Here is a 24,390-nt window from a genome sequence, read left to right as displayed (position 1 = left end):
GAAACCTACCTTTCTAATTCTATCTGATTCGTTTCCAACGCTTGTTGAATCTCCTCTATTGTTGAGATTGGAGAATCACCGTACGTTGTATGGGCCAATGCACTTGCTGCCGCTGCTAATTCTACCGTCTGTTTCTCTTCCATATTTTCGATGAATCCATGAAGAATCCCACTAGCAAATGCATCTCCACATCCTACGCGATCCAATACTTGAAACCGATGCGTTTTTGAATAATGAATCGTTCCATTCTTTATTATATATCCTGTCAACTCATGTTTACCAATTGAAATAATATCTCGTATTGTACCAGCAATGGTATGAATCTTATAAGTCTCCATTACTTTTGGCAAAAGAGTTTCCAATTGATCTTTCCTTGTAGTTTCTCGTGAATTCATTCCTAAAATATATTTTGCATCCTTTTCTGTCATAAAACATATATCCGCTAGAGCTAACATTTTTTCATATAAAGGCTTTGCGATTTCATAACTTTCCCATAGTTTCGGACGGTAATTACAATCAAATGAAACGGTTATCCCTCGTCTTTTTGCTTCAGTTGCCATTTCTATGACAGTATGGCGTACATTTTCCGTAACGGCTAGGCTGATTCCACAAAAATGGATAAGTGATGCATCTTGAAATAATTGGTCGTAAGGATATTCGCCAATTGTTGATTGACAAAATGCGCTCTCCCTCCGATTTGAGTATGTGACTTTACTTGGACGAAGACCAAAGCCTTGTTCTAAAAAGTACATTCCTAAAAATTCGCCACCTCTAATAATAGAGGATGTATTGATTCCTAATGATTGTAAGTACGATGCCGCTGCATCTCCTAAACTATTACTTGGTAATTTCGTGATTAGTCTCGTGTGATGACCATATTTGCCAAGTGCACTTAACACATTTACACTTGTACCAGAAAATAAATAATCAAGCGTTCGGCTTTGCTCTAGTTTCTTAAAGTTTGGTACTTCAAGTCTCATCATTACTTCACCGAAGGCAAGAATCTCATTTCCCATATGTGTCTACCAGCTTCTTCGTGATACTTAGTAATGTTTTGACATCCTCTACCTTCGTATTTCCCGTTTCTTTATCAATAATCGAAGAATATACATGTGGAATCACCTTTTTGACTCCCGCTTTTAAGGCAATTTCAACAATCTCGCTGAAATTGTTTACATCTATGCCGCCTGTTGGCTCCAAAAATAGATCCTCCTCTGCACATGCCGCAGCTACTTCGCGATATTCCTCAACCGTTTCAAGCCCTTTCATCGGGAAATATTTAATCGAGCTGCCACCCATATCCTTAATCATGGCAATGGCTGTTTTTACAGGTACGATTGCTGGTTCTTCTTTTTCACTCAATGGTCCTGTTGAGATTTTTACATACCCTTTTTTTCCTGAAGGGGAAACTAAACAGTTAATGAGCGTTTCATCATTATCCACACATGCACGTGTATAGCCAACCCCAGTAAACACTTGGTTCACATGCTGTGGTCGATAGTCTTTGCAAATATCTGCGACCATTTTCCATTGGTTTGGATTCCCTGCACCTAGTCCAACTGAGACTGCATTGTTAATCGCCTTAGCATAGTCTTTCATATCTGAAACCGCATCTTTGACCGTGTCATAATTGATGGATAAAACACCGACAAGTACATGACCTTCTGCAGCTTCATAAACTTCTACGGCATTTTCAATCGTGTTTGCCAACACATTTAAACAAACTCGATTTTTATAAAAATTCGCCTGTAAGCTCATGAATGTACCCCTCCTATTATCTCTTTAATCCTGTTTGTAATGATATCAATATCACCATCTTTAAGCGGGCGCGGATCGATATCGAAATGACCTTCATTCGCATAATAATCACGCGTATAAATCGCGATTGTACCCGATTTCAGCTTTTCAATTACCTGAAGAGCGGAAATTCCAGTAATCTGTTCATCAATCATAATCCGTCCGCGATAAATCGCTCTTCCTGACTCATCTTGTTGTGTCATTACTTGGACCCCTGGGAGATTGTTTAACGGCTTAAGGGTTTCTAGAGTTTCCAATTGCCCCTCCACGTCATCTTCTTTAGTTTGATAGTTTTCTAATGCCTGCAAAATGCCAAATATCGTTTCTTTTCCAACTTTCATGACTCGACCGATGATTTTTGATTGTAATTCAATGTACTGAATGAGTTTCTTTTTCCCTGCGACAATCCCCGAGGTTGGACCATCAATCGCCTTTGATCCACTATAAATAACTAGATCGGCAATCTCGGAAAACTGCTTTAGGTCTCCTTCTGCAGCTGCATCGATTATTAGAGGAAGTGAATGCCGATTACATAATTCTTTAATTTCCTGAAGGGAAGGCATATTTTTTTGCACCGCATGATGGGATTTCACATAGAAAAAGGCAATCGTGTTTGCTGTAATCGCTCCTTCGATTTGATCGATTTTGCATCCATTTGAATAGCCGACTTCTATCAACTTCCCGCCACCAAGGTTAATCATTGTTTCAACAGGAGCACCATAATCAACATTTTGCCCTTTTAAAATCAACACTTCATTTGGTCTGTCGGGTGCAATTTGATAGAGCTTTTCTGATGCATAGCGGTCATCCTTTGCTATTAATCCGGCAATGCTTAAGGCAATGCCGCTAGATGCCGAATTTACGATAATCGCACTTTCAGTGGCAAAGTATTCTGCTACAATTTCTCCAGATTTTTTTACAAGATCAGCCATTTCAAAAAAGCTTTGCCCCCCGTATTTCATCGCTTCAATGACATTGTCCTGCACCGTAGAAACACCTAAAATACTCATTTTTCCGCTTGCATTAATAACCTGCTTCACCTGTAATTTACTTAAGTTCAATATACTCGCCTCCAAGCACCACTGATTTAGGAACAATTTTTTTATCGAAATCGACGGTTTCACCGTATGAGTCAATGAGCGTGATGTTTTTTTTCTGAACTTCGAAAATCGTTAAGTCAGCGATTGCCCCTTCTTCAATTTTTCCTAATCCTTCTTGTTTCAATATTTTAGCCGGCATTTCTGTTACCGCCTTAATAATATCTTCGAGACAATAATCGAGATAAAGGAGTTTCGTTAACGTGGTTGCCATATCATAAACTGGACCTTCCATTTTATTTTTATCATAAATATCGGTACTTATTGTATCGAAGCGAATCTGATTTCTCCTTGCTTTCCTCGCTGTTTGGAAAGAAAAGCTTTCTGTTCCATGTCCGATATCGAGCAGCACACCACGATCAAGCGCTAATTGTAATTGAGGGACTGCTTGATCTTGATTTCGAAAAATATTATTATCTTTTCCATTAAAGCAATGGGTAACAATATCGCCTTGTTCCAATTCATCAAGTATTTCTTCGATTCCGGGAGGTTCACTCCCAATATGGACCATTAGTGGAAGATCCAATTTATTTGCGAATTTCTTAGCAATTTGTAAAGGTTTAATTCCATTACCTTTTACAACACTGGCACTCATTCGTGCTTTTAAACCAACGATAAAGTTTGGATAGTTTTGATACGCCTTTTTGATCGGTTCGAATTGAAGATTCGCTAAATCAGCAAGTTCATCGATTTTCTTCAAGCCAATTCTGGATACATTTAGAAAACTTAGGACGCGGGTTTTGCACGTCCTCGTTAATTCGTAGAATTCGTTTATATCCTCATACCCTGAACTACCAGCATCAACAACGGTAGTTACACCTGTTTGGTATCCTATTTCATCCGGATTCGCACAGTATGGTTTATATTTAGGGAAGGCATGGGTGTGTAAATCAATCCAACCGCAAGATACGTAATAGCGTCCGGCAAGATTGATCACTTTCCCTTCCCCTTGGTAATCTTTTGTAATCTTAGAAATCCTATTTCCTTCAATAATAATATCGAATAATTGTTCGTCTGTTAGGCGAGCATTTTTTAAAACTAATTTCATTACGGTTCCTCCTAAATGACTTATCGTGCTAGCCTGAACGAGTAATTTTATTTGTTGCCTTCATGTAGAATTGTTGTTTTCCTAAACAAATACAATCGGAATTTCATCGTGATAAGTGTCCCACATATGACTGTAACGACCATGATGATAGGGACGAACACCTTTCCAAAAAATAGAACAATAAGGATTGATAGAATAATAGCCGCGATTGAATAGATGAAACTTTTCCAAATTGGGAGTTTTTTTATCCATTCGGATCGATTAAAGAATAGTTGTGCAGCTAGAAAAGTAATGATCACTATAAGTAGTTCTCCCATCTCTTTTCCTCCTTTTCCTTATTGAATTTCACCCTGCTCTTTGTTCATTTTGAGCTTCTACTTGCAATTGCTGTTTTTCAAACATTTTAAAGAAAGGATAGTAGATTAATAAAGAAATCACAAAGTTAACAATGGTAAGGATACATGCTGCAATACTCCAATTCGTACTAATCAAGGAACCAATTGGTCCCAAAACCGTAAATGGAAGTTTCGCCATCATCATCGGTACTAACCCGGAAATCGTTGCAAAATACGTAATAACGGATAATATCATCGGACAAAGGATAAACGGAATAATCAAAAACGGATTCATGACAATAGGTGCTCCGAATACAATTGGTTCGTTTATATTAAATATGCCTGGAACAATTGTCAGTTTTCCTAGTTGCTTCAGGAATTTCGCCCGAGAGATGAGAAACAATAAAGCAAGTGCTAGTGTCGAACCTGAACCCCCAATTTGAACGAACCATTGAAAGAACTGTTCGGTAAAAATATTTGGTAAGTCATGCGCATTTCCGTTTGACGAGAAAGCTTCCATATTTTCTAATATTGCAGAATCCCACATTGGACGAATAATCGGCCCTAAAATCGCCTCGCCGTGAATACCAAATGACCAAAATAATTGAATCATAAAGATCGTTAATAATCCGCCAATTAAACTATTACCAACTAACAATGATTTTAATGGTGAAACAATATATGTAATGACGGAATTAATATCAAAATGAAGTCCATATCGAACTCCCCAGCATAATAACATAATCACTAGCGTTGGCAACAAAGCTGAAAAAGACTTAGCAACTGCCGGCGGAACACTATCTGGCAATTTAATCGTTATATTCTTTTGAATCATGAAGCGATAAATTTCTACCGCAATAAGCGCTGTGACAATTGCACCAAACAACGAAGTGGAACTTAAGCTACCAATTGAAATCCAACGACCGGCATCAATGACCCCTTCTACCGGTTCCTTTACTTGAACGGGAACAACCGTTGAGATAATAAACGCCAATACGGATAGCATTCCAGCACTTAGTTGATCTACTTTATACGATTGTGCCAAAAATGACCCTACCCCAAATGCTGCATATAAAGCCATAATACCTACAGTAAATCGAAACGGAATATCAAGTGTCGCTCGATAAGGTTCAATCCATTGCTCATACCCTTCAAATGGCAGATTAAGAAAAATTACAAAAAATGAACCGACAATTGTTAGCGGAAGCGTTGATATTAAACCATTTCTAACCGCTAACAAATGCCTCTGCGAACCTAGCTTATTAGCAAACGGCAGTAAATATTTTTCTAGAAATCTCATAATTCGATCCATTCTACATCCCCTTTTTCATGTTGTTTTTTATGATACCGCTTACTAGATTATAAATTGAGAGTTTTAAGAAGTCAATATAACATTATAACGTTATTAAATTATAATTAAATGTAGATAACCGTACTGCAGGTGTGAGTGGCAATGCACAAATTGAGTGATTTTCGTACATTATGAGACTGATGTGAGAGGGAAAATGTATAAAAATTCGATTTATCTGCACGATTACGATGGATGTAAGAAAAGAATGTCTAAAAAGACAAATTTAAAGAGGACAGCAAGTATACCATCCTCTTGAAAACTAATTTAACTATACTACAACATTTTTTTCTAAGAAAAAAGGGTGACATTTTCAGTGTTCTCTATCTGTTTACTTATTCCTCTCAAAATGAACGATTCAAAGCAAACAATGAAATGTCATGTTCCGTTTTCCCATCCACGGCTAGTTGACTGAGCACTTCGCCCATGACACTCGCGAATTTAAACCCATGTCCGGAAAATCCGCATGCTAGGATGACTTGATCATTTTCAGGGTGAAAGTCGATAATAAAATGATGATCACTTGATTGGGTCATTAAACATGTCCTTCCTTCGACTAGTTTTCCATTTGCTTCAGGAAGATACGTTTGCAGAAAATCACGAAGCTCCCCTTCATCCGATTCATAGGCTCCATAGTTTTGAGAATGTTTGTCAGGGTCAATCGGTTGCCCACCGTCTGTTCTCCCCAGCTTGATTCCCGCACCATCGATATTTGGAAAACCATAGAACATTTTATTGACATCATCCACGTAAAAGGATGGAAAATGACCGATATCAAATTTATCTTTTGGTGCTTCGAACCAACTTACAACTTTCCGTACGGGTTGAATCGGAAGCTTTAGATTTGGCAAAAGCTTTGATGCCCATGCACCTACTGTAACGATAATTTTTTTTGCAAGGAATTCTTCATTGGCTGTTATTATTTTAATTTCGTTTTCATCATTCATTTCAATTTGCAGGACGGGCGAATTCGTGACGAGTTTTGCCCCGTTTTTCAGGGCTATTTCTTTATAAGCTTGAATAGCCTTTTCACTATAGACAAGTCCCGATTCTGTTTCAAGACAACCAATATAATGTTCTGGAAGTTGAATCTCAGGCCACTTTTCCGTAATTTCGTTTGCGGATAGGACTTTCAGTGGCAGATTATACTTCTTTGCCGCTTCGATCGTTTCATGAAGGAATACCGAATCTTCCGGTCCTAGTCCAAGCACACCCGTTTTTTCAAATATTTTATATCCGCTATCCTCTTCTAGTTCGGTCCATAGTTGCTGAGCTCGTTGAACCAAAGACACATACTGCCGCCCTTCGCCGTATGCATGACGGATCATCCGTGTCCCTCCATGGTGACTACCATGGTTATGCGGTGGATCATAGGCATCAATCAGTAAAGTTTTTACCTGTTGTTTAGCCAAAAAGGCACCTGCAGCCATTCCCATTGTTCCGGCACCAATGACTGCAACATCAAAAATGGATTCCTGTTTCATTTCGTAATCTCCTATCTTTCAATACATAGGGGCTGTTTATATAAATAAACAGCCCAAAGTGTCATTTTAGTTTTGTTTATAATCATCTAAATAAGAGACTGGTTTTACAACTGGAACGGCTGCACCTTTGAAATGATCTTTGATGAAGTTTGTCACCTCATCTTCGTGATAAATATCAACGATTTGTTGTAAAGTCTTATCATTTTTGCGTTTCGTTTGGGCAGCAATAATATTTACATAGGCTTTATTGCTGGCATCTTCACCAAAAATCGGGTCCTCGGAAGGATTCAATCCAGCATTAATAGCCATATCACAGTTAATAATAGACGCAGTTGCATCGTCTAGGCCACGGGCTGTTTGTCCTGCATCCACTGGTGTAATTTTAAGATTTTTGGGATTGTCAACAACATTTTCTACACCGCCGGCACCTGTAAAGCCATCTTTTAATTTTATTAGACCTGCTTTTTGCATAAGCAAGAGGGCTCTTCCTAGATTTGTTGGGTCTTTCGGGATAATAATTTGGTCCCCGTTTTTGATTTCTTTAATGTCTTTAATTTTTTTGGAGTACATTCCCATTGGCCAAATGCTAGTCGTCCCAATTGCGGATAAATCCAATTTACGGTCCTTTTTGAAGCTATCAAAATAAACGACGGTTTGAAATGCATTTATATCAATTTCTCCGCTGTCTAATGCAAGATTTGGCTGGACATAATCATCAAATTTGACAATTTCTATATTGATTCCTTTATCTTTTGCAAGCTTTTTAACGAGGTTCCATGTTGGAACTTCTGCCGAGGATGTACCTACTTTCACTGTTTTGCTGTCCCCGCTTTTACCTGAACTACTGTTTGATCCACACCCAGCGAGAATAATTAGTAAGCCGAGTAAAATAATTGCTAATTTTTTCATAATCCTGATTCCTCCATATAGTTTTTATTTGCTAGATTACTATCCTATATTTATTATAAAAAGAATGACCTTTTACAATCGTTAATGCGGTTATTTTCGTCTTAACTTTTTCGCAATGATGTTCCCAAGTGATTGTACGAGTTGAACCAAAATAATTAGTGTAACGACGGTAATAATCATTACTTCGGTTTTAAACTGGTTATACCCGTACGTAATCGCTAAATCACCGATTCCTCCGCCACCAACGGCTCCTGCCATAGCGGAAGCACCAATTAATCCAATGGTAGCAATCGTCAAAGCTAGAACTAACGAGCTTCGGGCCTCAGGAAGAAGAAATCTCCAGATAATTTGCCATGGTGTTGCCCCCATCGCTTGAGCTAATTCGATGGTACCGTGATCCACTTCCAGTAGAGAGTTTTCGACTAAACGACCGATATAAAAGGCTGTATAGAGGACAAGTGGGACAATGGCTGCCGTTGTCCCAATCGATGATCCTACCACTAATCGGGTAAAAGGAATAATTGCCACGACTAAGATAATGAATGGTACCGAACGAAAAATATTTATGATGACATTAAGAATATTGAAAATAATCTTGTTCTCCAGAATCCCATTTTCTCTTGTAATGACTAACACAACCCCGATGGGCAAACCAATGATAATCGAAATAATTAAACCGACAATTACCATATAAAAAGTTTGATTTATGGCTGTTAAAAATTCCGGCCAGAACCAGCTCCAATCAAAGGCCATCTTCTGTCACCTCCTTAATTACTGCTTCGTGATCCTGGATGTATTTGACTGCGCGTTGGATTTCTTCCGCATCCCCTTTTAGTTCTACAATTAAATTTCCAAAAGGAATCCCTTGAAGCTCTGTTATCATTCCATGTAGAACATTCAAATCGATTGAAAACATCTTGGCTGTATTCGATAACAATGGTGTATTCGTTGATGCACCTTTAAAGATAATCCGATAAATTCCATGCGGATTCTCCCGGCTGCTTTCTTCAATCAGCTTTTGTACTGATTTAGGAATGGTATCGTTCAAAACGGTTCGCACAAAGCTTCTCGCAATAGCTGTTTTCGGTTCAGTAAACACGTCGATTACAGACCCTTGTTCAACAATGATTCCTCTCTCAATGACAGCTACCTTATCGCAAACATCGCGTATTACATTCATTTCATGGGTGATCATCAAAATGGTAATACCTAATTCATCGCGTACCTTGCGTAGTAATTCCAGTACAGCCTCTGTCGTATTCGGATCAAGGGCCGATGTGGCTTCATCACAAAGGAGAATATCAGGATCAGTTGCTAAGGCACGTGCAATTCCAACCCTCTGCTTCTGGCCACCGGACAATTGTTCAGGGTATTTATCCATGTGATCCTCTAAACCGACAAAGGTTAACAATTGAGTCACTTTCCTCTGAATTTCATCCTTCGGCTTCCCTTCTAAAATAAGTGGCATTGCCACATTTCGAAAAATGGTTTTCGAATGCAATAAGTTATATTGCTGAAATATCATCCCGATTTTCTTTCGCTGCTTTCGCAATTCACTCGGTTGAAGGGACAAGAGATCCACATCATTGATTAACACTTTTCCGGCAGTTGGCCGTTCCAACAAATTCACACAACGGATGAGTGTACTTTTTCCGGCGCCGCTAAACCCTACAACTCCAAAGATTTCTCCTTTATTTACTCGTAGATTTATTCCCTTTAATGCATGGACCTTTTTCTCTTTTCCATAAGATTTATGTACATCTTCCAGTACAAGCATGTTGTTTTTCCCCTTTCAAACAAATAAGAAAAGTGCAGGGCGCCTTGCTCATCGACATAAAAGATTTACAGGACTTTGACTTATCGCAAGGAAAAGTCCTGAAGTTTTCTAGTCAATAGGCGTTATAGCTGGACAATAAAAAAACCACAATCATTCGAAAGTGGTTAGGTGTCTATCTAAACCTTATCTTTCAGAATGATAACATTCTGCAGGAATTAGCACCTTTCATAATAGAAGGTTGCTGGACGTCATCGGGCCTGTCCCTCAGTCTCTCTTGATAAGTTATTCAATTTAAAATTTACTTAATAGTATAAAATTAATATTCCGTTGTCAATATTTTTTTTGAAAAGGTGGATAGGTTTCTTGTCCTTTTCTTTAATAATACAAAAATATTAAACTATTCTTGCATAGATTATGAATATATATTACAATTAGTTGCATAAAAATACATTTCACCTATTTAAAAAGGAGTTTACAACATGCCCAACACTCTTCTTCAATTTAAACCTAAAAATCAGTCCCTTCCCCAAGATCAGAAGAAAAGCGGGAGAAATATTAATGCATTTGTCCTTATTTTCTTCGTGATCATTATTGCCGCTTTATTAACGTATATTGTCCCTGCGGGTGAATATGATCGAGTAGATAAAGATGGACGAACCATTGTGGTTCCTAATTCGTTTCATTTGACAGATTCATCTCCAGTCAGCTTTTTTAAAATATTCACTAGTATTCATACGGGGATGATTCAAGGCGCCGGAATTATCTTTTTCGTATTAATGGTCGGGGGTTCTTTCGGAATTCTAAAGGCGACAGGTGCTCTTGATGCATTAATACTGACGATTTCAAAAAAGCTCGCCAATCGTGAACTGCTGCTCATTCCTGTTCTTATGCTATTCTTTGCGGCAGGCGGAACGTTAATGGGCATGGCGGAGGAAACGATTATCTATATCGCCATAGTCACCCCACTTGCAATTGCCTTAGGATTCGATGCTATGGTCGGATTTGCAATTGTTTCCCTCGGAGCAAATATCGGATTTATGAGTGCCATAATGAACCCATTTAATGTAGGGGTCGCACAAAGTATCGCAGAATTGCCAACATTCTCAGGTATCGGTCTCCGACTAGCACTTCTAGCTACTTTTTATATCGCAGGAATCCTATTCGTTTACCGATATGCCAAAAAAGTTAAGGCACAGCCCGAACTACGTTTCCTAGGAAACTTTCAAAAAGAAAACGCCATTGCATCTGATGTAAAGTTAGAAACTCGCCATAAGTGGGTACTTAGTGTTTTCTTACTCAACTTTGTTGTATTAATTACAGGGGTTTTAAAATTCGGATGGTACATTACAGAAATCGCAGGTTTATTCCTATTATTCGGAGTCCTCATCGGGATTATTGGAAAATTAAATCCAAACAAAATGGCCGATAGCTTTATGGATGGAGCAAAAGAGGTCATCGGTGGAGCGTTAATTATCGGTTTTGCACAAGCCATTCTCGTTGTGTTCCAAGACGGGAAATTAATGGATTCCGTTTTGTATTATGCTTCTTCCCTTTTAAATCATTTATCGCCGGCATTAAACGCAGTAGGAATGTTTTTTGTACAGCTTTTCTTAAACTTTCTTGTACCATCTGGAAGTGGACAAGCCGCCCTTACAATGCCCATTATGGCTCCACTATCCGACCTAGTTGGTGTTACTAGACAGACAGCCGTATTGGCATTTCAGCTCGGAGATGGCATCACAAACTCTATTTTTCCTACGGCTGGGGTATTAATTGCCGGTCTTGCTATTGCGGGCATTCCATTTACAAAATGGTTCAAGTGGGTGCTGCCGTTTATCTTTATCGAAATCGGAATTAGCATCATCTTCCTACTCATCGCCCAAGCAATACATTATGGACCATTTTAATAACAGCATGATTGATATATCAGAAACAGGATAAATTACCGCCTATGTCAAATTACTTACAAGAAAAAACAAAGAATATCGGAGGGTTCACCATGTTACAGACAAAACTAGTAGATTCAGCTTTAAAAGCTTGGACAATTGAACAACGCAGGCATTTTCACATGCATCCAGAACTGTCAGGACAGGAGTTTGAAACTGCCGCTTATGTAAAAGAGAAATTAGCTGAATTTGGCATCCCCGTCGATTCACGTTTCTCGGAACCTAATGTAATTGCCTATTTTAAAGGCACCGAAGGAAAGAAGACGGTTGCGCTTAGAGCAGATATGGATGCTCTTCCTCTTTACGAAGAGGGTGACAAATCATACATTTCAACCGTTCCCGGTGTTATGCATGGTTGCGGCCACGATGGTCATACAGCAATATTACTCGCTGTTGCTAAATGGATGAGCAGCCATCCGAATCTAGTGAAAAACAACATTGTGTTTATTTTTCAAAGTTCAGAAGAAGCTTCACCAAGTGGGGCACAACAGCTTGTGAAAGAGGGGGTATTAGAGGGAGTAGATGTGATTTACGGCATTCATTTAATGTCTAGACTTCCGCTAGGCAAAATTGGCTTTGCAACCGGTTTTGCTATGGCTTCCAGCGATGATTTCGATATTACGATTGAAGGTGTTGGTGGACACGGGGGCCAACCACAAGACGCGGTAGACCCAATCTATATCGCAACACATCTCATCCAAGCCTTTCAATCCATTGTCAGCAGAAATTTACATCCATTACATGCTGGTGTAATCTCTTTTGGTGGAATGCAGGCGGGAAATTCCTACAACGTTATTCCTTCTGAGGTGAAGCTACAAGGGACGATTCGTGCAATGACATTCGAAGCGGCTGAACTAATGAACAAAAAAACAGCTCAATTAACAGAATCTATTTGTGCTAGCTTTGGGGCAAAAGGACACTATAAATTTATTGAAGGTACACCACCATTGTATAATCACCCAGAAGCATGTGAATATGCATTAAAGGTGATCCAGGATACATTCGGTGAAGAGGCGTTTGAGCCAATGGATCCATCTTTGGGAGCAGAGGATTATTCGTATTATTTAAAAGAAAAAACGGGTGCCTTCATTAATGTTGGTATGCAAAGTGAAAAAAGCAAATACCCGCATCACCATCCGCTATTTGATATTGATGAAGATGCTATTCCCACTGCCATTGAGCTGATGATTCAATTGGCACTGAATGTGGAATAGATTCATATTGAAGCACACTCATCCGATCGAGTGTGCTTTTTTGGTGCTTTAGGGACCACGTAAAAAATGGTGGATTTTGGACATCTATACGATTTTGTAAAATTGAATAAGAAGCAATTAGATGTATTGCATTTTCAGAATAGTCTTATGCAATTGAATAAAAGAGCGAAGAAAAAAGCAAGGAAATTGTCCCCCTTACTTTAGTTACCATTTTTCTTATCAATCGTTTCTTTAATTTTTTTGTTTCCCTCGTCTACAAATTTCCTCCACTCATCATTGCCGTTATCAACAACTTCTCTCCACATAAGGTTACCTGTATCGACTGCATACTTCCATTTACTATCCCCGTAACCAACAATCTTAGAGAATAATTGTCTAGCAGGATGGCCGTAATCCTCAAATCGCGTTTTTAAATATTCCCCTGCTTGTTTCATTCGTTCTTTTTCACGAATGCTTTTTTCTTTCATACTTTCCTTCGTATTTATCGCTAATGTTTTCTTTTCTTCTTTTAAGTCAATTGCTTTTCCTTTTCCTTCTTCCTTCCATTCGATCCATGCTTTTTGAATTTCTTCATATTGTGCTTGTAAATACTTTTTCAAATCACGTTCCGTATTAACATACGTAAATTCCCCGTTACCAGCGGTAGCCACATTTTTCAGCAATTTCTGCCCCTTATTATCTACGTCAAACCCGATTATGTTTACAACCGTTTCAATATCTGCGGAAACTAACGCTTTTGCGGCCTTTACTGGGTTTCCACCACATGTTTCAATGCCATCGCTTACTACATATACGACAACCTCATCTGTATTTTTTGGAATATCTTCTTTTACTTTATTTAACGCAAGACCAATGGGCGTCCAGCCAGCCGGTTTTACCTTATTTAATGATTGCTTAAATTTTGACCTGTCAAAGCGATCATTATAAAAGTTTTCTGAACTGCTGCAAGACATCTTTTTATCAGAATCACTTCCAGTGCCTTTATGACCATAAACACGCATCGAAATAGTCGCATTTTCCGGAATTTGCTCAGCAAATTCGAAAACTGCTTCCTTTGCTGCTTCCATTCTTGATTTCCCACCAACAGAAGCTTTCATACTACCACTAGCGTCGATCAAAATGGCGTAATGTGCAGTTTTCATGCCTGGTATCTCAACTGACTCATCAGGTCGATCAACAGAAATATTAACAGTAGAATCAAAGTTTAATAATGTTTCCATTTCTTTATGATAATCCTCGCTCAATAAAAACTTTAACTCTTCCAAATACTGTTCTTTCGTTAAGTCATCGGGCAACTGATCCAGCGCTTCTTTTACTTTTTCTTCGTCATATTGATCACCACTGTATTTCCCGGGATAACGTAGTAATTCTTTTTCAATATCCGATAAATCACGTTTCGGCATCTCAATGTCAAAATACTTTACTTCCTTTGCCGTGTACTCGCTTTCTGACTTTTCCTCTTCTTTTTTCACTTCAGTGGGCTGTTTTTTGTCTTTATCTGCATTTGCTTGCTGTGAAATATCTTTCGAGCACGCCGCCAAAATCAGTGACAAAAATAAGAATACATATAAAAGCTTTTTCACAGTTATTGTCCCCTTCTAAATAATAGATATATATTTCCATTATACCTAAATCCATACATTTTTAGGAGAGTTCAAAATCCCTATTTCAATCGTACTAGTGCATATGTATATACACTTCCTTACTGAAGCAAGCAAAAAATCAATATATATTGGGTTACCTGATATTAAATAAGCTAGGAAGATTCAGACGGCAGTATGAAAATCCTCCCTTGCTTTTGCATGAATTTTCCATCCCATTTTATTTTACGAATGAAAAAAATTGAATTCAATCGTGTAAAAGTCCTAAAAATGAAAAGAGCTGGACAGTGAAGCAGTCCACTATTCCTCAAATCAGTTCCTCTTCCTCCCAATGTAAACCATCCCAAAATCTTTCCCACTTCAATCCCTCCATCGTTTTTTAGAATTGATGGTTTTAACCTCGCAATCATCCTTTTTAATACCATTGTTAAATAATTCAGGGGTTTTTTATTAATCGATAAAATAGACCAGAATCACTGTCGGCGCCCATACCATTTATTATTTATTGAATACCATTAATAAATAGGAAGCAGTAAAGGAGGGGAATTATGTCTAATCAAAAACGCGAAAAAGTCATTCATGTTGATAATCTTGTCATCCATGCAAAAAATGTTGAGGTTATTCAGGAGCGTCCTCATCAAACTGAACCAGAAAGAAGAAATCCATGGGACTTCTTTTTCAGAGGACAACCAAGAGCTCAAGAGAACGTGGAAGGAACTACTGAAAACGTTTCTGAAGAACAAAACGAATGAGGATATGAAGAAAAGGGGATGGTTCAATTTAAAAACTGTCCCCCTACTCTTTTTTCTTCTCGAGCCAATAGGTTGTTGACAAAGCCAAATCTGAATTAAAAGAAAAAATAAGCGATAGCTAAGTCTGCCTGACTCCATTGAATATGAAACAATGAAATTAGGGACAGTTCTCATGCTGAATTAGCATGAGAACTGTTCCTATCCTAAACGTACCAGATGAATCATTAAATAGAGGACTTCCTCCTCGGTAATAGTAACTTCTGCGATGTCAGCAACATAGCTGTGTATGGATTCGGCGCATTTATATTCCCGCGGATAATCCTTTGTATTTAATAATTTTCGCATGGATTCAATTATCGAATATAAATAAAAAGTATTGGAGATTATCAGCTTTTGAGATGTTATATGTTAACATAGCCTTTAGTTTGTTCTGTGATTTCCTGTAAATTAGAAAAGTAAAATATGAGATGCCTCCGCATATTCCTAAGGAGATCTTTCTGTAGCATTATAGTCGAAGGGTATGGTGGTTAACCTAATTTGCTTTTAATGTGGTTGATCTCTCTTTCGTTCCGTACTGTTTTCTCCCAAATAAAGTCCTGATCAATTTCAAGAACTTTTAATTGTTTTAGTAATTCTTTATGGTGTTCCTCTTCTTTTGTTTGCATCTCTTGTTGAACTAGCTTTATTTCTTGTTGCTCTTGCTTCATTCCCTGTTGTTCTCGTTTCATTTCTTGTTGCTCCGACCGAATAGATTTAACATCGGTTTGAAGGGTTTTTACATCTGTTTGAAGAGTTTTTACATCTGTTTGAAGAGTTTTTACATCTGTTTGAAGGGTTCCTACCATTCTAATTAATTGTGATAACATGTTTTCCACTTTATCAACATTCATTTTCCAATCACCTCCTATCTACTATTATATAACAAAGAGATCATTTTAGAAATTTCTTTTATTCATATTTAACTTTAGCTATTCATCATGCGATTTTGCGATCTTATTAAGGTGTAAAATATCCCCATTATATGATATATGCATACTTCGTTTGAAAATCTACCTTTTTCTGTTTGTGGATCATAGATTTCGGTTTGCGACTCATAGATTCTCGTTTGTGCATCATACTTTGGATTTTGTGACGCATCACCCTTTTGTAATTCTGCCTTTTTTCTTTTTGTGGATCATAGATTTCTATTTGTTACTCATTGATTCCCGTTTGTGCATCATACTTTAGATTTTGTGGCGCATCCCCCATTTGAAAATCTACCTTTTTTCCATTTGTGGATCATAGATTTCTATTTGTAACTCATAGATTCTCGTTTGTGCATCATACTTTAGATTTTGTGACGCATCCCTCATTTGAAAATCTACCTTTTTTCCATTTGTGGATCATAGATTTCTATTTGTAACTCATAGCTTTCGGTTTACGCACCATACTTTTGATTTTGTGACACATACTTCATTTGAAGGTACTGCATAAGCACGTCCCCGATCCTAGAAAATGGGACAGTGGACATGTTGTCCGCTGTCCCGATGTTACTTAGTGGATATCGAGCATCTTTGCCACTTTTGATGAAATTTTATTCTCCAATTGATCAGTAAATGGCTGCAGTCTTTTCTTAGCCGGTTTTGTTTTCAATGTACCTTCTAAAGTGGGGCGATCATAATTTAAGCTTTGTTTGCGTAAAATCGCTGCTTTTGAAAAGTGTTGATAGGTTTTCGATTTATTTCCCGCTTCTATCGCGAGCTCAGTTCTGATAAATTCAATGTCCGCTAATACCATATCTCTTAATGCTTTCACAAAAGGTGCTAACTCTGTTTTCAGCTTTTTATTTTTAGTTTTTGCTAAAAATCCATCCGCAGCATCGGCGATTTTTTTGAGTTCATTTATCGTTTCTGGCGCAACTTTTTTCAATGATTTCCCATTATTCAATTTGGATGTGATGGTCTCAAGTAATCCCTTTATATCTTCACTTTCCGAGAGGGTAAGACCATTAGGATTAGCGTCCGACATATGTTTTGCTAACGTATGAAGCTGTTTTGTCGCATCTGGCTCAATATAGTTAAAGCTGTCATCCCAACTTTTTTGAGCGTTAAAGTCTTTCGTATTCCAAGAATAATCTGCAATCGCAAAAAGAGCGATTTTCGATGCTTCCGCTTCTTGCATTGGGTTTGTTACAGCACCAGCAAGATTTTTAATTCCCGGTTGAAGCATTTCCCCTTTTCCTAAAAATACGCGCGACATATCTACATCATTGACCGGCCAATTTAGCCAGAATAAGGGGTCTCTTCTTTCGACACCATTATTGCTTTTATTTTTAAACGTATCGATGGTAGATTGCTCGATTGGTGCACATGTCGTTGACCCAGTCCAGAAGATTTGAATATCTTTAGGAAATCCTTTTTCATAGGCATTCAACTCAGAAGGATTCCATGCCCAGCTGGAATTATAGCTAGCCGGACAATACAAGATATCATAGACATCCCCTTTTGCTTTTGCCCAATCATGTACGGAATTCATTAGGGAGACAACATAATCTGTTGGCAGACTTCCGACATCATCGCCTAAAACACCGAATTGCCGAACCCCTACATCATATAATTGATCGAACTTTTCCAGCATTTTTTTCGTATTTTCTTCTAGTTTCAACATCGGGTCTCCACCGGATTGGGCAATTTTAGCAACTTCACCTAATGGGGAAATCGTCCACACGAAACGTGTCTTACTTTCATTTCCGACTTGTGCCATTTCTTTAATTTCATCTAATTTTTCCTTTGGATATAATTCATCCCATTTTTCTCTATGGTAGGGATCATCTTTTGGAGCAAAAATATAGGAAGTCATTTTATATTTGCCGCCAAATCTCATTAATGACATTCGGTCCTCGTTTCTCCAAGGGATTCCGTAATATCCTTCAATGAAACCTCTAATTTTTGTATTTGCAAAATCCTGAATCGATAAGTTTCGTACTTTTTTGTTTTTTAATTGGCTTAAGATAGCATCCAGGGTTACAACACCATAAAAGCTTGCATCTGTGTCTTTTCCTAAAATTGTAATCGCATTATTTTGAATTTCTAGTTGGTACGCATCAATTTTAGAAAAATCAACTCCCTTTCCTTTCAGATGCTTGGAGGCATATTGATCAACGGGACCGTTTGAACCCTTCGTCCCAATCAATAGATTGATTTTATCGGCAGCTGGTTTCTTCCCTACTGTCGGGGTTGGATAGCCATTTTGTTTTAATATAGTTTTTACCTTTTTTCTTGTTACAGAATCAATCGTATCATCGTATATCACGCGGATCGGTTTGTTTAATTTCGTCTCTCCTTTGTGATAGGAAACTTTGTGCGGTACTGGGTATATTTCATACTCTAATGGATACTTTTCTTTTGCGGAGGTCGTTGGTGTTTTAAAACTAATCACAGTGCTAAAAATCAAAGTGAAAATAATAGTGAGCTTGATCCAATGTCTTAATTTCAAAAATCTTCCCTTCCTTCTTCGCAATTTTATTTTCCATAATTGGTTTGTTGTAAAGCAAATTAAAAGGCATGGAAAACAATTGGGATTCCCCCAAGTTTGTTTTCCATGCCTAGTCCCGCCCAGTAACATGAAACCAATTATATACCCACATTCTAAAGCGCTTCCATTACGAAGGTCAATACAATTTGATGAAATTGGTAATAAGTGACTAAGAGGGAAAGGGACGATTTCCTTGCTTTTATTTCATTTAATGGGTAGTTGGAAATAGTTAAAGACAAGAAAAGCGGACCATTGTCCCTTCTATACTTTAGTTAACATTAACGAATAGATTTAAAAAAAAGACTCATGGCAACAATCAGATATTTTCTTAGACTATGTATGAATAGGAATATGTTAGAATGAACTAGTAAGGGAGGGGAAAAATTGATAAAAGCAATAATTTTCGATTTTGATGGATTGATTTTAGACACCGAGACCATTTGGTATGAGTCTTATAAGGAAACAATGAAATCGTATAAATGTGACTTACCGTTAGAACAGTTTTCTCAATGTATCGGTTCAGATGATACAGCATTATACGCCTATTTCAGGGCGCAACTTGGAGATGATTGCAATGTTCAAGAAATTGAAGATGCAGCCAAAACCTATTATGAGAAAAAAATGACGGCACCCGTGGCACGCGCAGGTGTAAAGGAATATTTAGAAGATGCGAAGAAATCGGGATATAAAATTTCATTAGCAACTAGTTCATCCAAAAAGTGGGTGACGAATTATTTATCCCAATTAAACCTACTGCACTATTTTGACCTCCTAATTACAAAGGATGATGTCGATAAAGTAAAGCCGGCACCGGATCTTTACTTAAAAGCAGTACATTCCTTAAATATAAAGCCTACTGAAGCCATTGCCTTTGAGGATTCACTCAATGGACTGCAGGCAGCACTAGCTGCAGGCTTAAAATGTGTCATCGTACCAAATCCCGTGACGGAACATCTAGTCTTTGAAAATCATCATTTACGTCTTCAGTCAATGGCAGATATGCGCTTGTCTGAGGTTATTAGAGAGATAGAGTAGCATATCTTAGGTTTCATTGACCGTTTGTATAATAACCTTCTTTTCCAAATATATAAAAAAGACCCACTCTTCGTTTGTAACGTTCCTGTGGGTCTTCTTGTATTTCCTTAACTATTAATATAGATTTCCACAATCAGAAATGTAACCTTCGATTTATAACCTATATTCAACAAGTTCCTTATGCTTTTCATTCAGTCGAATACTAATTTTCTCATATTCTTTTACTTTGTTTAAAAGTAATTCTTCTCTGTCAGAAATCATTCTTGTAACCTCATCCGGGCTAGGGCCACCCTGGATTTTTCTTATTTCCACAAAATATTCCGGTGAAATGATTTTCTTCCATTCTTCTTCAGTTAAAACTACATCGATATATTCCTTGATAATTTGATTAATTTCTTTACTATCCCAATTGTAGAGTTCCTTTTTCTCTTTAACTGTGATTTTCGAAATATGACTGGCGATGGAATGGGCTTTTCTGAATGGTATATCGAAATCACGTGCTAATGTATCTGCTAATTCCGTAATGGTAATACTAGATTTTCTGGCCATCTTTGTCATATGTTCTTTATTTACCTTCATTGTGCTAATAACCGCATACATAAGTTTCAATACACGGTTTGCATTATTGAAGGCACGATATAAATGGGGTTGCAGATCATCCTCTGTATCAACAATATCACCAAAAGGTGTATTATGAATCATATTCATGGCAGCGAGTGCATCCCCATAGGCACTACTTGCGATTGAACGTGAATGCTCGATGGAAACCGGATTTCTCTTCTGAGGCATAATACTGCTTATTTGTACATATGGATCGGCGACAAGAAACGAGCTAAATTCTCTTGTAACATGCTGCAAAAAGTCTTGAATCCATCTTCCAGTATTGACCATTAATGTCATCACAGCAGTGGAGGTTTCCAATAAATAATCGGCACCACCGATTGAATCGTAAGAGTTTTCGATCACCCGATCAAACCCTAATAAATCGCATGTACGATCACGGCAAATTGGGAATCCCGTAGTAGTTAAGGCAGCTGCACCAAGCGGCGATTGATTCACCGTTTCATAAGCTGACCATAAGCGTTTAATATCTCTTTGTAACACATCATAGATCGCCAATAAATAATGACCGAGTGTAGTAGGTTGGGCCGGTTGTGTATGTGTATAGCCAGTCATATAGGTCTCTTTATGCTTTTTCGATTGATCGAGTATCGCTTCACTTAATTGATAGGCATTTCTAAGCGTCGTGAGAAGATGCTCTCGCAATACTAGGCGATACATGGCAACACCCATGTCATTCCGACTGCGGGCAATATGAATCTTCCCTGCTAATTCATCGCCAATCTCATCCCCGATTTTAGCCTCCATCATAAAAAATAAATCTTCGAATTGTGGTTGATAACGTAAAGAATCAATATCCGTTTCTGCCACTTTATTGATTCCCTCTAGCATCACTTTCGCTTCTTCTTCACTAATAATGCTTTTTTCAGCCAACATAATTACGTGAGCACGATGAATATCAAACATTACATGAAATAAGTAATCCTTTTGATCATTAAAAACAGGCTTTAATAGTTCTTCAACATAGGTTTTCCCAGGAAAAACTGTACCTTCCTCTTTAATAAATTCTTCTAAATTATTCATATTAACACTCCAATTTAGTAGACGTTGTTGTTATTTCTGTCATGTTGATTTTTCGTTTCAATCAACATGACGTCAGTCAAAGCAGTTCACTTATTTTACAACGATTGCTCAGCTTTCACTCCGAAAAACTTATTGGAGATAAAGAGTACAAGTGCGATAAGGATGATTTGAAACATTCCATATGCCGCTGCTTGCCCCATGTTAAACATTCGCAATTGATTCATGATCTCAATTGAAATTGGTCGATTCGATAGTGTGTACAAGAGTACCGATGTTGGGAATTCCCCTACCGATTCTACGAATGCGAGTAATGTCCCAGACAATACTCCGGGCATAATAATCGGCAAAATGACCTTTCTAAACGTATAAAACCATTTAGCTCCTAAATTTCGGGACGCTTCCTCTAATGAATCATCGAGCTGCTCTAATACTGCGTTTGTGGAACGGACGACCAATGGAATATGCCGTACAAAATAAGCTAATGGAAGAATCCAAAAGGTCCCAACTAAAATATTTCCGAAAGAAAAAACATTTGGTTCGTTAAAAGCAAAGATTAAATTCATCCCAATAACGGTGGCTGGCAGTGCCCATGGAATCATAACTAGAATATCTACAAGGCTCTTCCCTACAAATTTTCGTTTGACTAATAGATAAGAAGCTAAAACCCCAAACACTAAATTTCCGGCAGTTGCAAGAATAGCAAGCAGTAAACTATTTTTGATTGGCTTCCATATATTTGGATCGTCTAACAAGAGACGATAATTTTCAATGTTAAATACAGATGGATATGTTTGCCATGTCCATGTACCATCTGGAACAAGGGAAAGTAATAAAATAGTCAAATGTGGAAGCAATAATATAATAACTGCAATGACTCCACATACAACAAGGGTCCATTTAACAAATGGATTTTTCACTTCACTTCGGTGCGCACCTATCCCCTTTGTCGCCATCCGATAATCTTTACGATTCTGGTACCATCTCATAAAGATTAAGAAACTAATTGATACAACTGATAATATGACCGATTGAGTAGCTGCAATTTCCATATCTCCATTAATTTTGGAAAAATAGATTTGTAAGCTCAACACGCGATAGCCTCCAGCAAGCAAAAACGGGGCACTAAATGAGGCCATTGATATCATAAATACAAGAAGTGAAGCGGCGACGATGGCTGGTGTTAATAATGGAAAAGTAACTTTCCAAAAGACTTTAAATTTACTCGCTCCTAAGTTATAAGCGGCCTCCTCTAAACTTGGATCAATCTTATTAATAGCGGATGATACGGTCATATAAAAATACACGTACATCGTATATGCATGTACAATCAAAATCCCCGATACTCCGCCAAGTTTAAAAGGAACTTTCTCTAGGCCAAACAAGTCCTTAATACCATTGGGAATTAAACCTGTTTCACCATACAAAAACATAAACGCCATGACACCTACCAATGAAGGTAATACCATTGGCATGATGGCTGCAGTCGAAAAGAACCCCCTGCCCGGAAAGTCATATCGATTAAAAATGATTGCTAACGGAATCCCTATTAACGCACTAACAAAAACACTTAATAAGGAAATATAAAGGGAATTCCACAGTGCTTCTAAATTCGTTTTTGATTCTTGAACAAAAAAGTCAGAGTAATTCGCAAATGTAAAGGTTCCCTCTTGATACAAACTTTCTATTAAAGTCTTAATCGACGGATATAACACATAAGCAATTAAAATCAGCAAGATTGGAATTAATAATAAAATCGTTAGACGATTATTCCTATTTTTTATCATTTCATTTCACCGCTTATCTTTGGAATAATACGGATACGATCCTCCGGAAGATTGAGCCAAACATTTGTTCTATTTTGGAGATTCGAAAAATTATTTGAATTTAACATATTTACTCGCAGCATCAAACCATTTACATTAACTAGAACCTCTATCATCGAACCGAAAAATTGAATCAGTTCAATCTTTCCTTCTAGTGTATTCATACCCTCCATACGCTGTGATGATAGTTTAATAGACTCGGGTCTAATTGAAAGAATGACATCCTCGTTGTCGTTTGGTTTTCGATAATTAAATGAAGTATGATTAACATGTAATTTTTTTGTCCCATCAAGGATGCTGATTTCAATCGTTTTCTCACCCGTATTTTCTATTTTCATTGGGATAAAGTTGATTTCCCCTATGAAGCTAGCAACAAAATCATTAGCTGGTTCGTTATATATTTCTAAAGGAGTCCCTACTTGATGACAAACACCAAAATTAAAGACGGCTATTCGATCACTCATGGATAAAGCTTCTGCCTGATCATGTGTAACATAAATGGTCGTAATATGATAATCACTTTGTAAGCGTAAAATTTCTGTTCTCATTTCATCCCGTAATTTTGCATCCAAATTACTTAATGGTTCATCCAATAGGAGAATTTCGGGTTCAATTACTAATGCCCTTGCCAGTGCGACACGTTGCTGCTGTCCTCCACTTAATTGACTCACTTGACGATCACTATATTTTTCTAAACGAACTTTCCCTAGTACATCTTTAACTCTCTTTTTTATTTCACTTGATGCGACTTTTCTTACTTTTAATCCGAATGCTACATTTTCGAAAACCGTCATATGAGGAAACAAGGCATAGTTTTGAAAAACCATGCCTGTATTTCTTTTTTCGGGAGGAACACGCGTCATGTCCTTTTCTCCAAAACGAACAACACCTTTAGACGGATAATAAAAACCGGCAATCATTCGTAGAGTTGTCGTTTTCCCACAGCCACTTGGTCCTAAAAAGGTAAAAAACTCCCCTTCTTTTATTTCTAAATTTAGCTGATCTACAGCAACGACTTTTCCAAAGGCTTTTTGCACGTTTTCGAGATTAATAGACGCCATTTCTAG

At 37.7% G+C, this 24,390-nt stretch carries 21 protein-coding genes and 1 riboswitch; of the genes, 4 read left to right on the top strand and 17 right to left on the bottom strand.

What is annotated here, in order from left to right; all coding sequences use genetic code 11:
- Nucleotides 1-5: 5 nt before the first annotated feature.
- From I5776_RS03955 to I5776_RS03910, 10 genes are all read right to left on the bottom strand, one after another.
- Nucleotides 6-1,016 (bottom strand): sugar kinase, encoded by a 1,011-nt coding sequence (locus I5776_RS03955; protein ID WP_202779067.1) that lies wholly within the window; start codon nucleotides 1,014-1,016, stop codon nucleotides 6-8.
- Nucleotides 1,006-1,758, bottom strand: coding sequence for a 2-dehydro-3-deoxy-phosphogluconate aldolase (gene dagF / locus I5776_RS03950; protein WP_202779066.1), 753 nt, complete (start codon nucleotides 1,756-1,758; stop codon nucleotides 1,006-1,008). Before dagF ends, I5776_RS03955 begins: the two co-directional genes overlap by 11 nt.
- Nucleotides 1,755-2,807 carry a DgaE family pyridoxal phosphate-dependent ammonia lyase gene (locus I5776_RS03945; protein ID WP_246483984.1) on the bottom strand — a complete coding sequence of 351 codons (1,053 nt, stop codon included), beginning with the start codon at nucleotides 2,805-2,807 and terminating at the stop codon, nucleotides 1,755-1,757. Before I5776_RS03945 ends, dagF begins: the two co-directional genes overlap by 4 nt.
- A gap of 37 nt (nucleotides 2,808-2,844) precedes the next feature.
- Complete coding sequence (locus tag I5776_RS03940) at nucleotides 2,845-3,942, bottom strand: amidohydrolase/deacetylase family metallohydrolase (protein WP_202779064.1); 1,098 nt, start codon at nucleotides 3,940-3,942, stop codon at nucleotides 2,845-2,847.
- A 47-nt stretch (nucleotides 3,943-3,989) separates the two neighbouring features.
- Nucleotides 3,990-4,259 (bottom strand): hypothetical protein, encoded by a 270-nt coding sequence (locus I5776_RS03935; RefSeq protein WP_202779063.1) that lies wholly within the window; start codon nucleotides 4,257-4,259, stop codon nucleotides 3,990-3,992.
- Nucleotides 4,260-4,287: 28 nt separating this feature from the next.
- On the bottom strand, nucleotides 4,288-5,589 hold the full coding sequence (locus I5776_RS03930; RefSeq protein ID WP_202779062.1) for a PTS sugar transporter subunit IIC: 1,302 nt from the start codon (nucleotides 5,587-5,589) through the stop codon (nucleotides 4,288-4,290).
- 380 nt (nucleotides 5,590-5,969) lie between these two features.
- Complete coding sequence (gene solA, locus I5776_RS03925) at nucleotides 5,970-7,109, bottom strand: N-methyl-L-tryptophan oxidase (RefSeq protein ID WP_202779061.1); 1,140 nt, start codon at nucleotides 7,107-7,109, stop codon at nucleotides 5,970-5,972.
- A gap of 66 nt (nucleotides 7,110-7,175) precedes the next feature.
- Entirely contained in the window at nucleotides 7,176-8,018 is an 843-nt protein-coding gene (locus I5776_RS03920) for a MetQ/NlpA family ABC transporter substrate-binding protein (protein ID WP_202779060.1), read from the bottom strand.
- A 90-nt stretch (nucleotides 8,019-8,108) separates the two neighbouring features.
- The gene (locus I5776_RS03915) at nucleotides 8,109-8,771 is read right to left on the bottom strand and encodes a methionine ABC transporter permease (RefSeq protein WP_202779059.1); all 663 of its coding nucleotides are present in this window, start codon (nucleotides 8,769-8,771) and stop codon (nucleotides 8,109-8,111) included.
- Nucleotides 8,761-9,795, bottom strand: a complete 1,035-nt coding sequence (locus I5776_RS03910; protein ID WP_202779058.1) for a methionine ABC transporter ATP-binding protein — start codon at nucleotides 9,793-9,795, stop codon at nucleotides 8,761-8,763. Before I5776_RS03910 ends, I5776_RS03915 begins: the two co-directional genes overlap by 11 nt.
- A 180-nt stretch (nucleotides 9,796-9,975) precedes the next feature.
- Nucleotides 9,976-10,079: riboswitch (SAM riboswitch) on the bottom strand.
- A gap of 195 nt (nucleotides 10,080-10,274) precedes the next feature.
- Between I5776_RS03910 and I5776_RS03905 the strand changes: the two genes are divergently transcribed.
- Complete coding sequence (locus tag I5776_RS03905; RefSeq protein WP_202779057.1) at nucleotides 10,275-11,702, top strand: YfcC family protein; 1,428 nt, start codon at nucleotides 10,275-10,277, stop codon at nucleotides 11,700-11,702.
- A 92-nt stretch (nucleotides 11,703-11,794) separates the two neighbouring features.
- Nucleotides 11,795-12,955: a M20 metallopeptidase family protein gene (locus tag I5776_RS03900; protein ID WP_202779056.1), complete on the top strand. Its 1,161-nt coding sequence runs from the start codon at nucleotides 11,795-11,797 to the stop codon at nucleotides 12,953-12,955.
- A gap of 200 nt (nucleotides 12,956-13,155) precedes the next feature.
- On the opposite strand, the gene I5776_RS03895 is transcribed toward I5776_RS03900, so the two are convergent.
- Nucleotides 13,156-14,538 (bottom strand): VWA domain-containing protein, encoded by a 1,383-nt coding sequence (locus tag I5776_RS03895; protein WP_202779055.1) that lies wholly within the window; start codon nucleotides 14,536-14,538, stop codon nucleotides 13,156-13,158.
- A 566-nt stretch (nucleotides 14,539-15,104) separates the two neighbouring features.
- On the opposite strand from I5776_RS03895, the gene I5776_RS03890 reads away from it, so the two are divergent.
- On the top strand, nucleotides 15,105-15,308 hold the full coding sequence (locus tag I5776_RS03890) for a hypothetical protein (RefSeq protein ID WP_202779054.1): 204 nt from the start codon (nucleotides 15,105-15,107) through the stop codon (nucleotides 15,306-15,308).
- A 198-nt stretch (nucleotides 15,309-15,506) separates the two neighbouring features.
- Here the strand turns inward: I5776_RS03890 and I5776_RS21780 are convergent, their stop codons facing one another.
- From I5776_RS21780 to I5776_RS03875, 3 genes are all read right to left on the bottom strand, one after another.
- Nucleotides 15,507-15,653: a PRD domain-containing protein gene (locus tag I5776_RS21780; protein WP_202779053.1), complete on the bottom strand. Its 147-nt coding sequence runs from the start codon at nucleotides 15,651-15,653 to the stop codon at nucleotides 15,507-15,509.
- Between the two features lie 182 nt (nucleotides 15,654-15,835).
- Nucleotides 15,836-16,198 carry a hypothetical protein gene (locus tag I5776_RS03880; protein WP_202779052.1) on the bottom strand — a complete coding sequence of 121 codons (363 nt, stop codon included), beginning with the start codon at nucleotides 16,196-16,198 and terminating at the stop codon, nucleotides 15,836-15,838.
- A 643-nt stretch (nucleotides 16,199-16,841) separates the two neighbouring features.
- Entirely contained in the window at nucleotides 16,842-18,782 is a 1,941-nt protein-coding gene (locus tag I5776_RS03875; RefSeq protein ID WP_202779051.1) for a glycoside hydrolase family 84 protein, read from the bottom strand.
- A 426-nt stretch (nucleotides 18,783-19,208) separates the two neighbouring features.
- Between I5776_RS03875 and I5776_RS03870 the strand changes: the two genes are divergently transcribed.
- Entirely contained in the window at nucleotides 19,209-19,856 is a 648-nt protein-coding gene (locus tag I5776_RS03870) for an HAD family hydrolase (protein WP_202780673.1), read from the top strand.
- Between the two features lie 153 nt (nucleotides 19,857-20,009).
- Here the strand turns inward: I5776_RS03870 and argH are convergent, their stop codons facing one another.
- The 3 genes from argH to I5776_RS03855 all read right to left on the bottom strand — a co-directional run bounded on the left by argH (nucleotide 20,010) and on the right by I5776_RS03855 (nucleotide 24,384).
- Nucleotides 20,010-21,500 carry an argininosuccinate lyase gene (argH, locus tag I5776_RS03865; protein ID WP_202779050.1) on the bottom strand — a complete coding sequence of 497 codons (1,491 nt, stop codon included), beginning with the start codon at nucleotides 21,498-21,500 and terminating at the stop codon, nucleotides 20,010-20,012.
- A gap of 95 nt (nucleotides 21,501-21,595) precedes the next feature.
- Nucleotides 21,596-23,284 carry an ABC transporter permease gene (locus I5776_RS03860; RefSeq protein WP_202779049.1) on the bottom strand — a complete coding sequence of 563 codons (1,689 nt, stop codon included), beginning with the start codon at nucleotides 23,282-23,284 and terminating at the stop codon, nucleotides 21,596-21,598.
- Nucleotides 23,281-24,384 carry an ABC transporter ATP-binding protein gene (locus tag I5776_RS03855; RefSeq protein WP_202779048.1) on the bottom strand — a complete coding sequence of 368 codons (1,104 nt, stop codon included), beginning with the start codon at nucleotides 24,382-24,384 and terminating at the stop codon, nucleotides 23,281-23,283. The genes I5776_RS03860 and I5776_RS03855 overlap by 4 nt, the downstream gene beginning before the upstream one ends.
- Nucleotides 24,385-24,390: the final 6 nt, after the last annotated feature.

Source organism: Heyndrickxia vini (assembly GCF_016772275.1).
Classification (GTDB): Bacteria; Bacillota; Bacilli; order Bacillales; family Bacillaceae_C; genus Heyndrickxia; species Heyndrickxia vini.
This window is presented reverse-complemented; position numbering and strand designations above follow the sequence as displayed.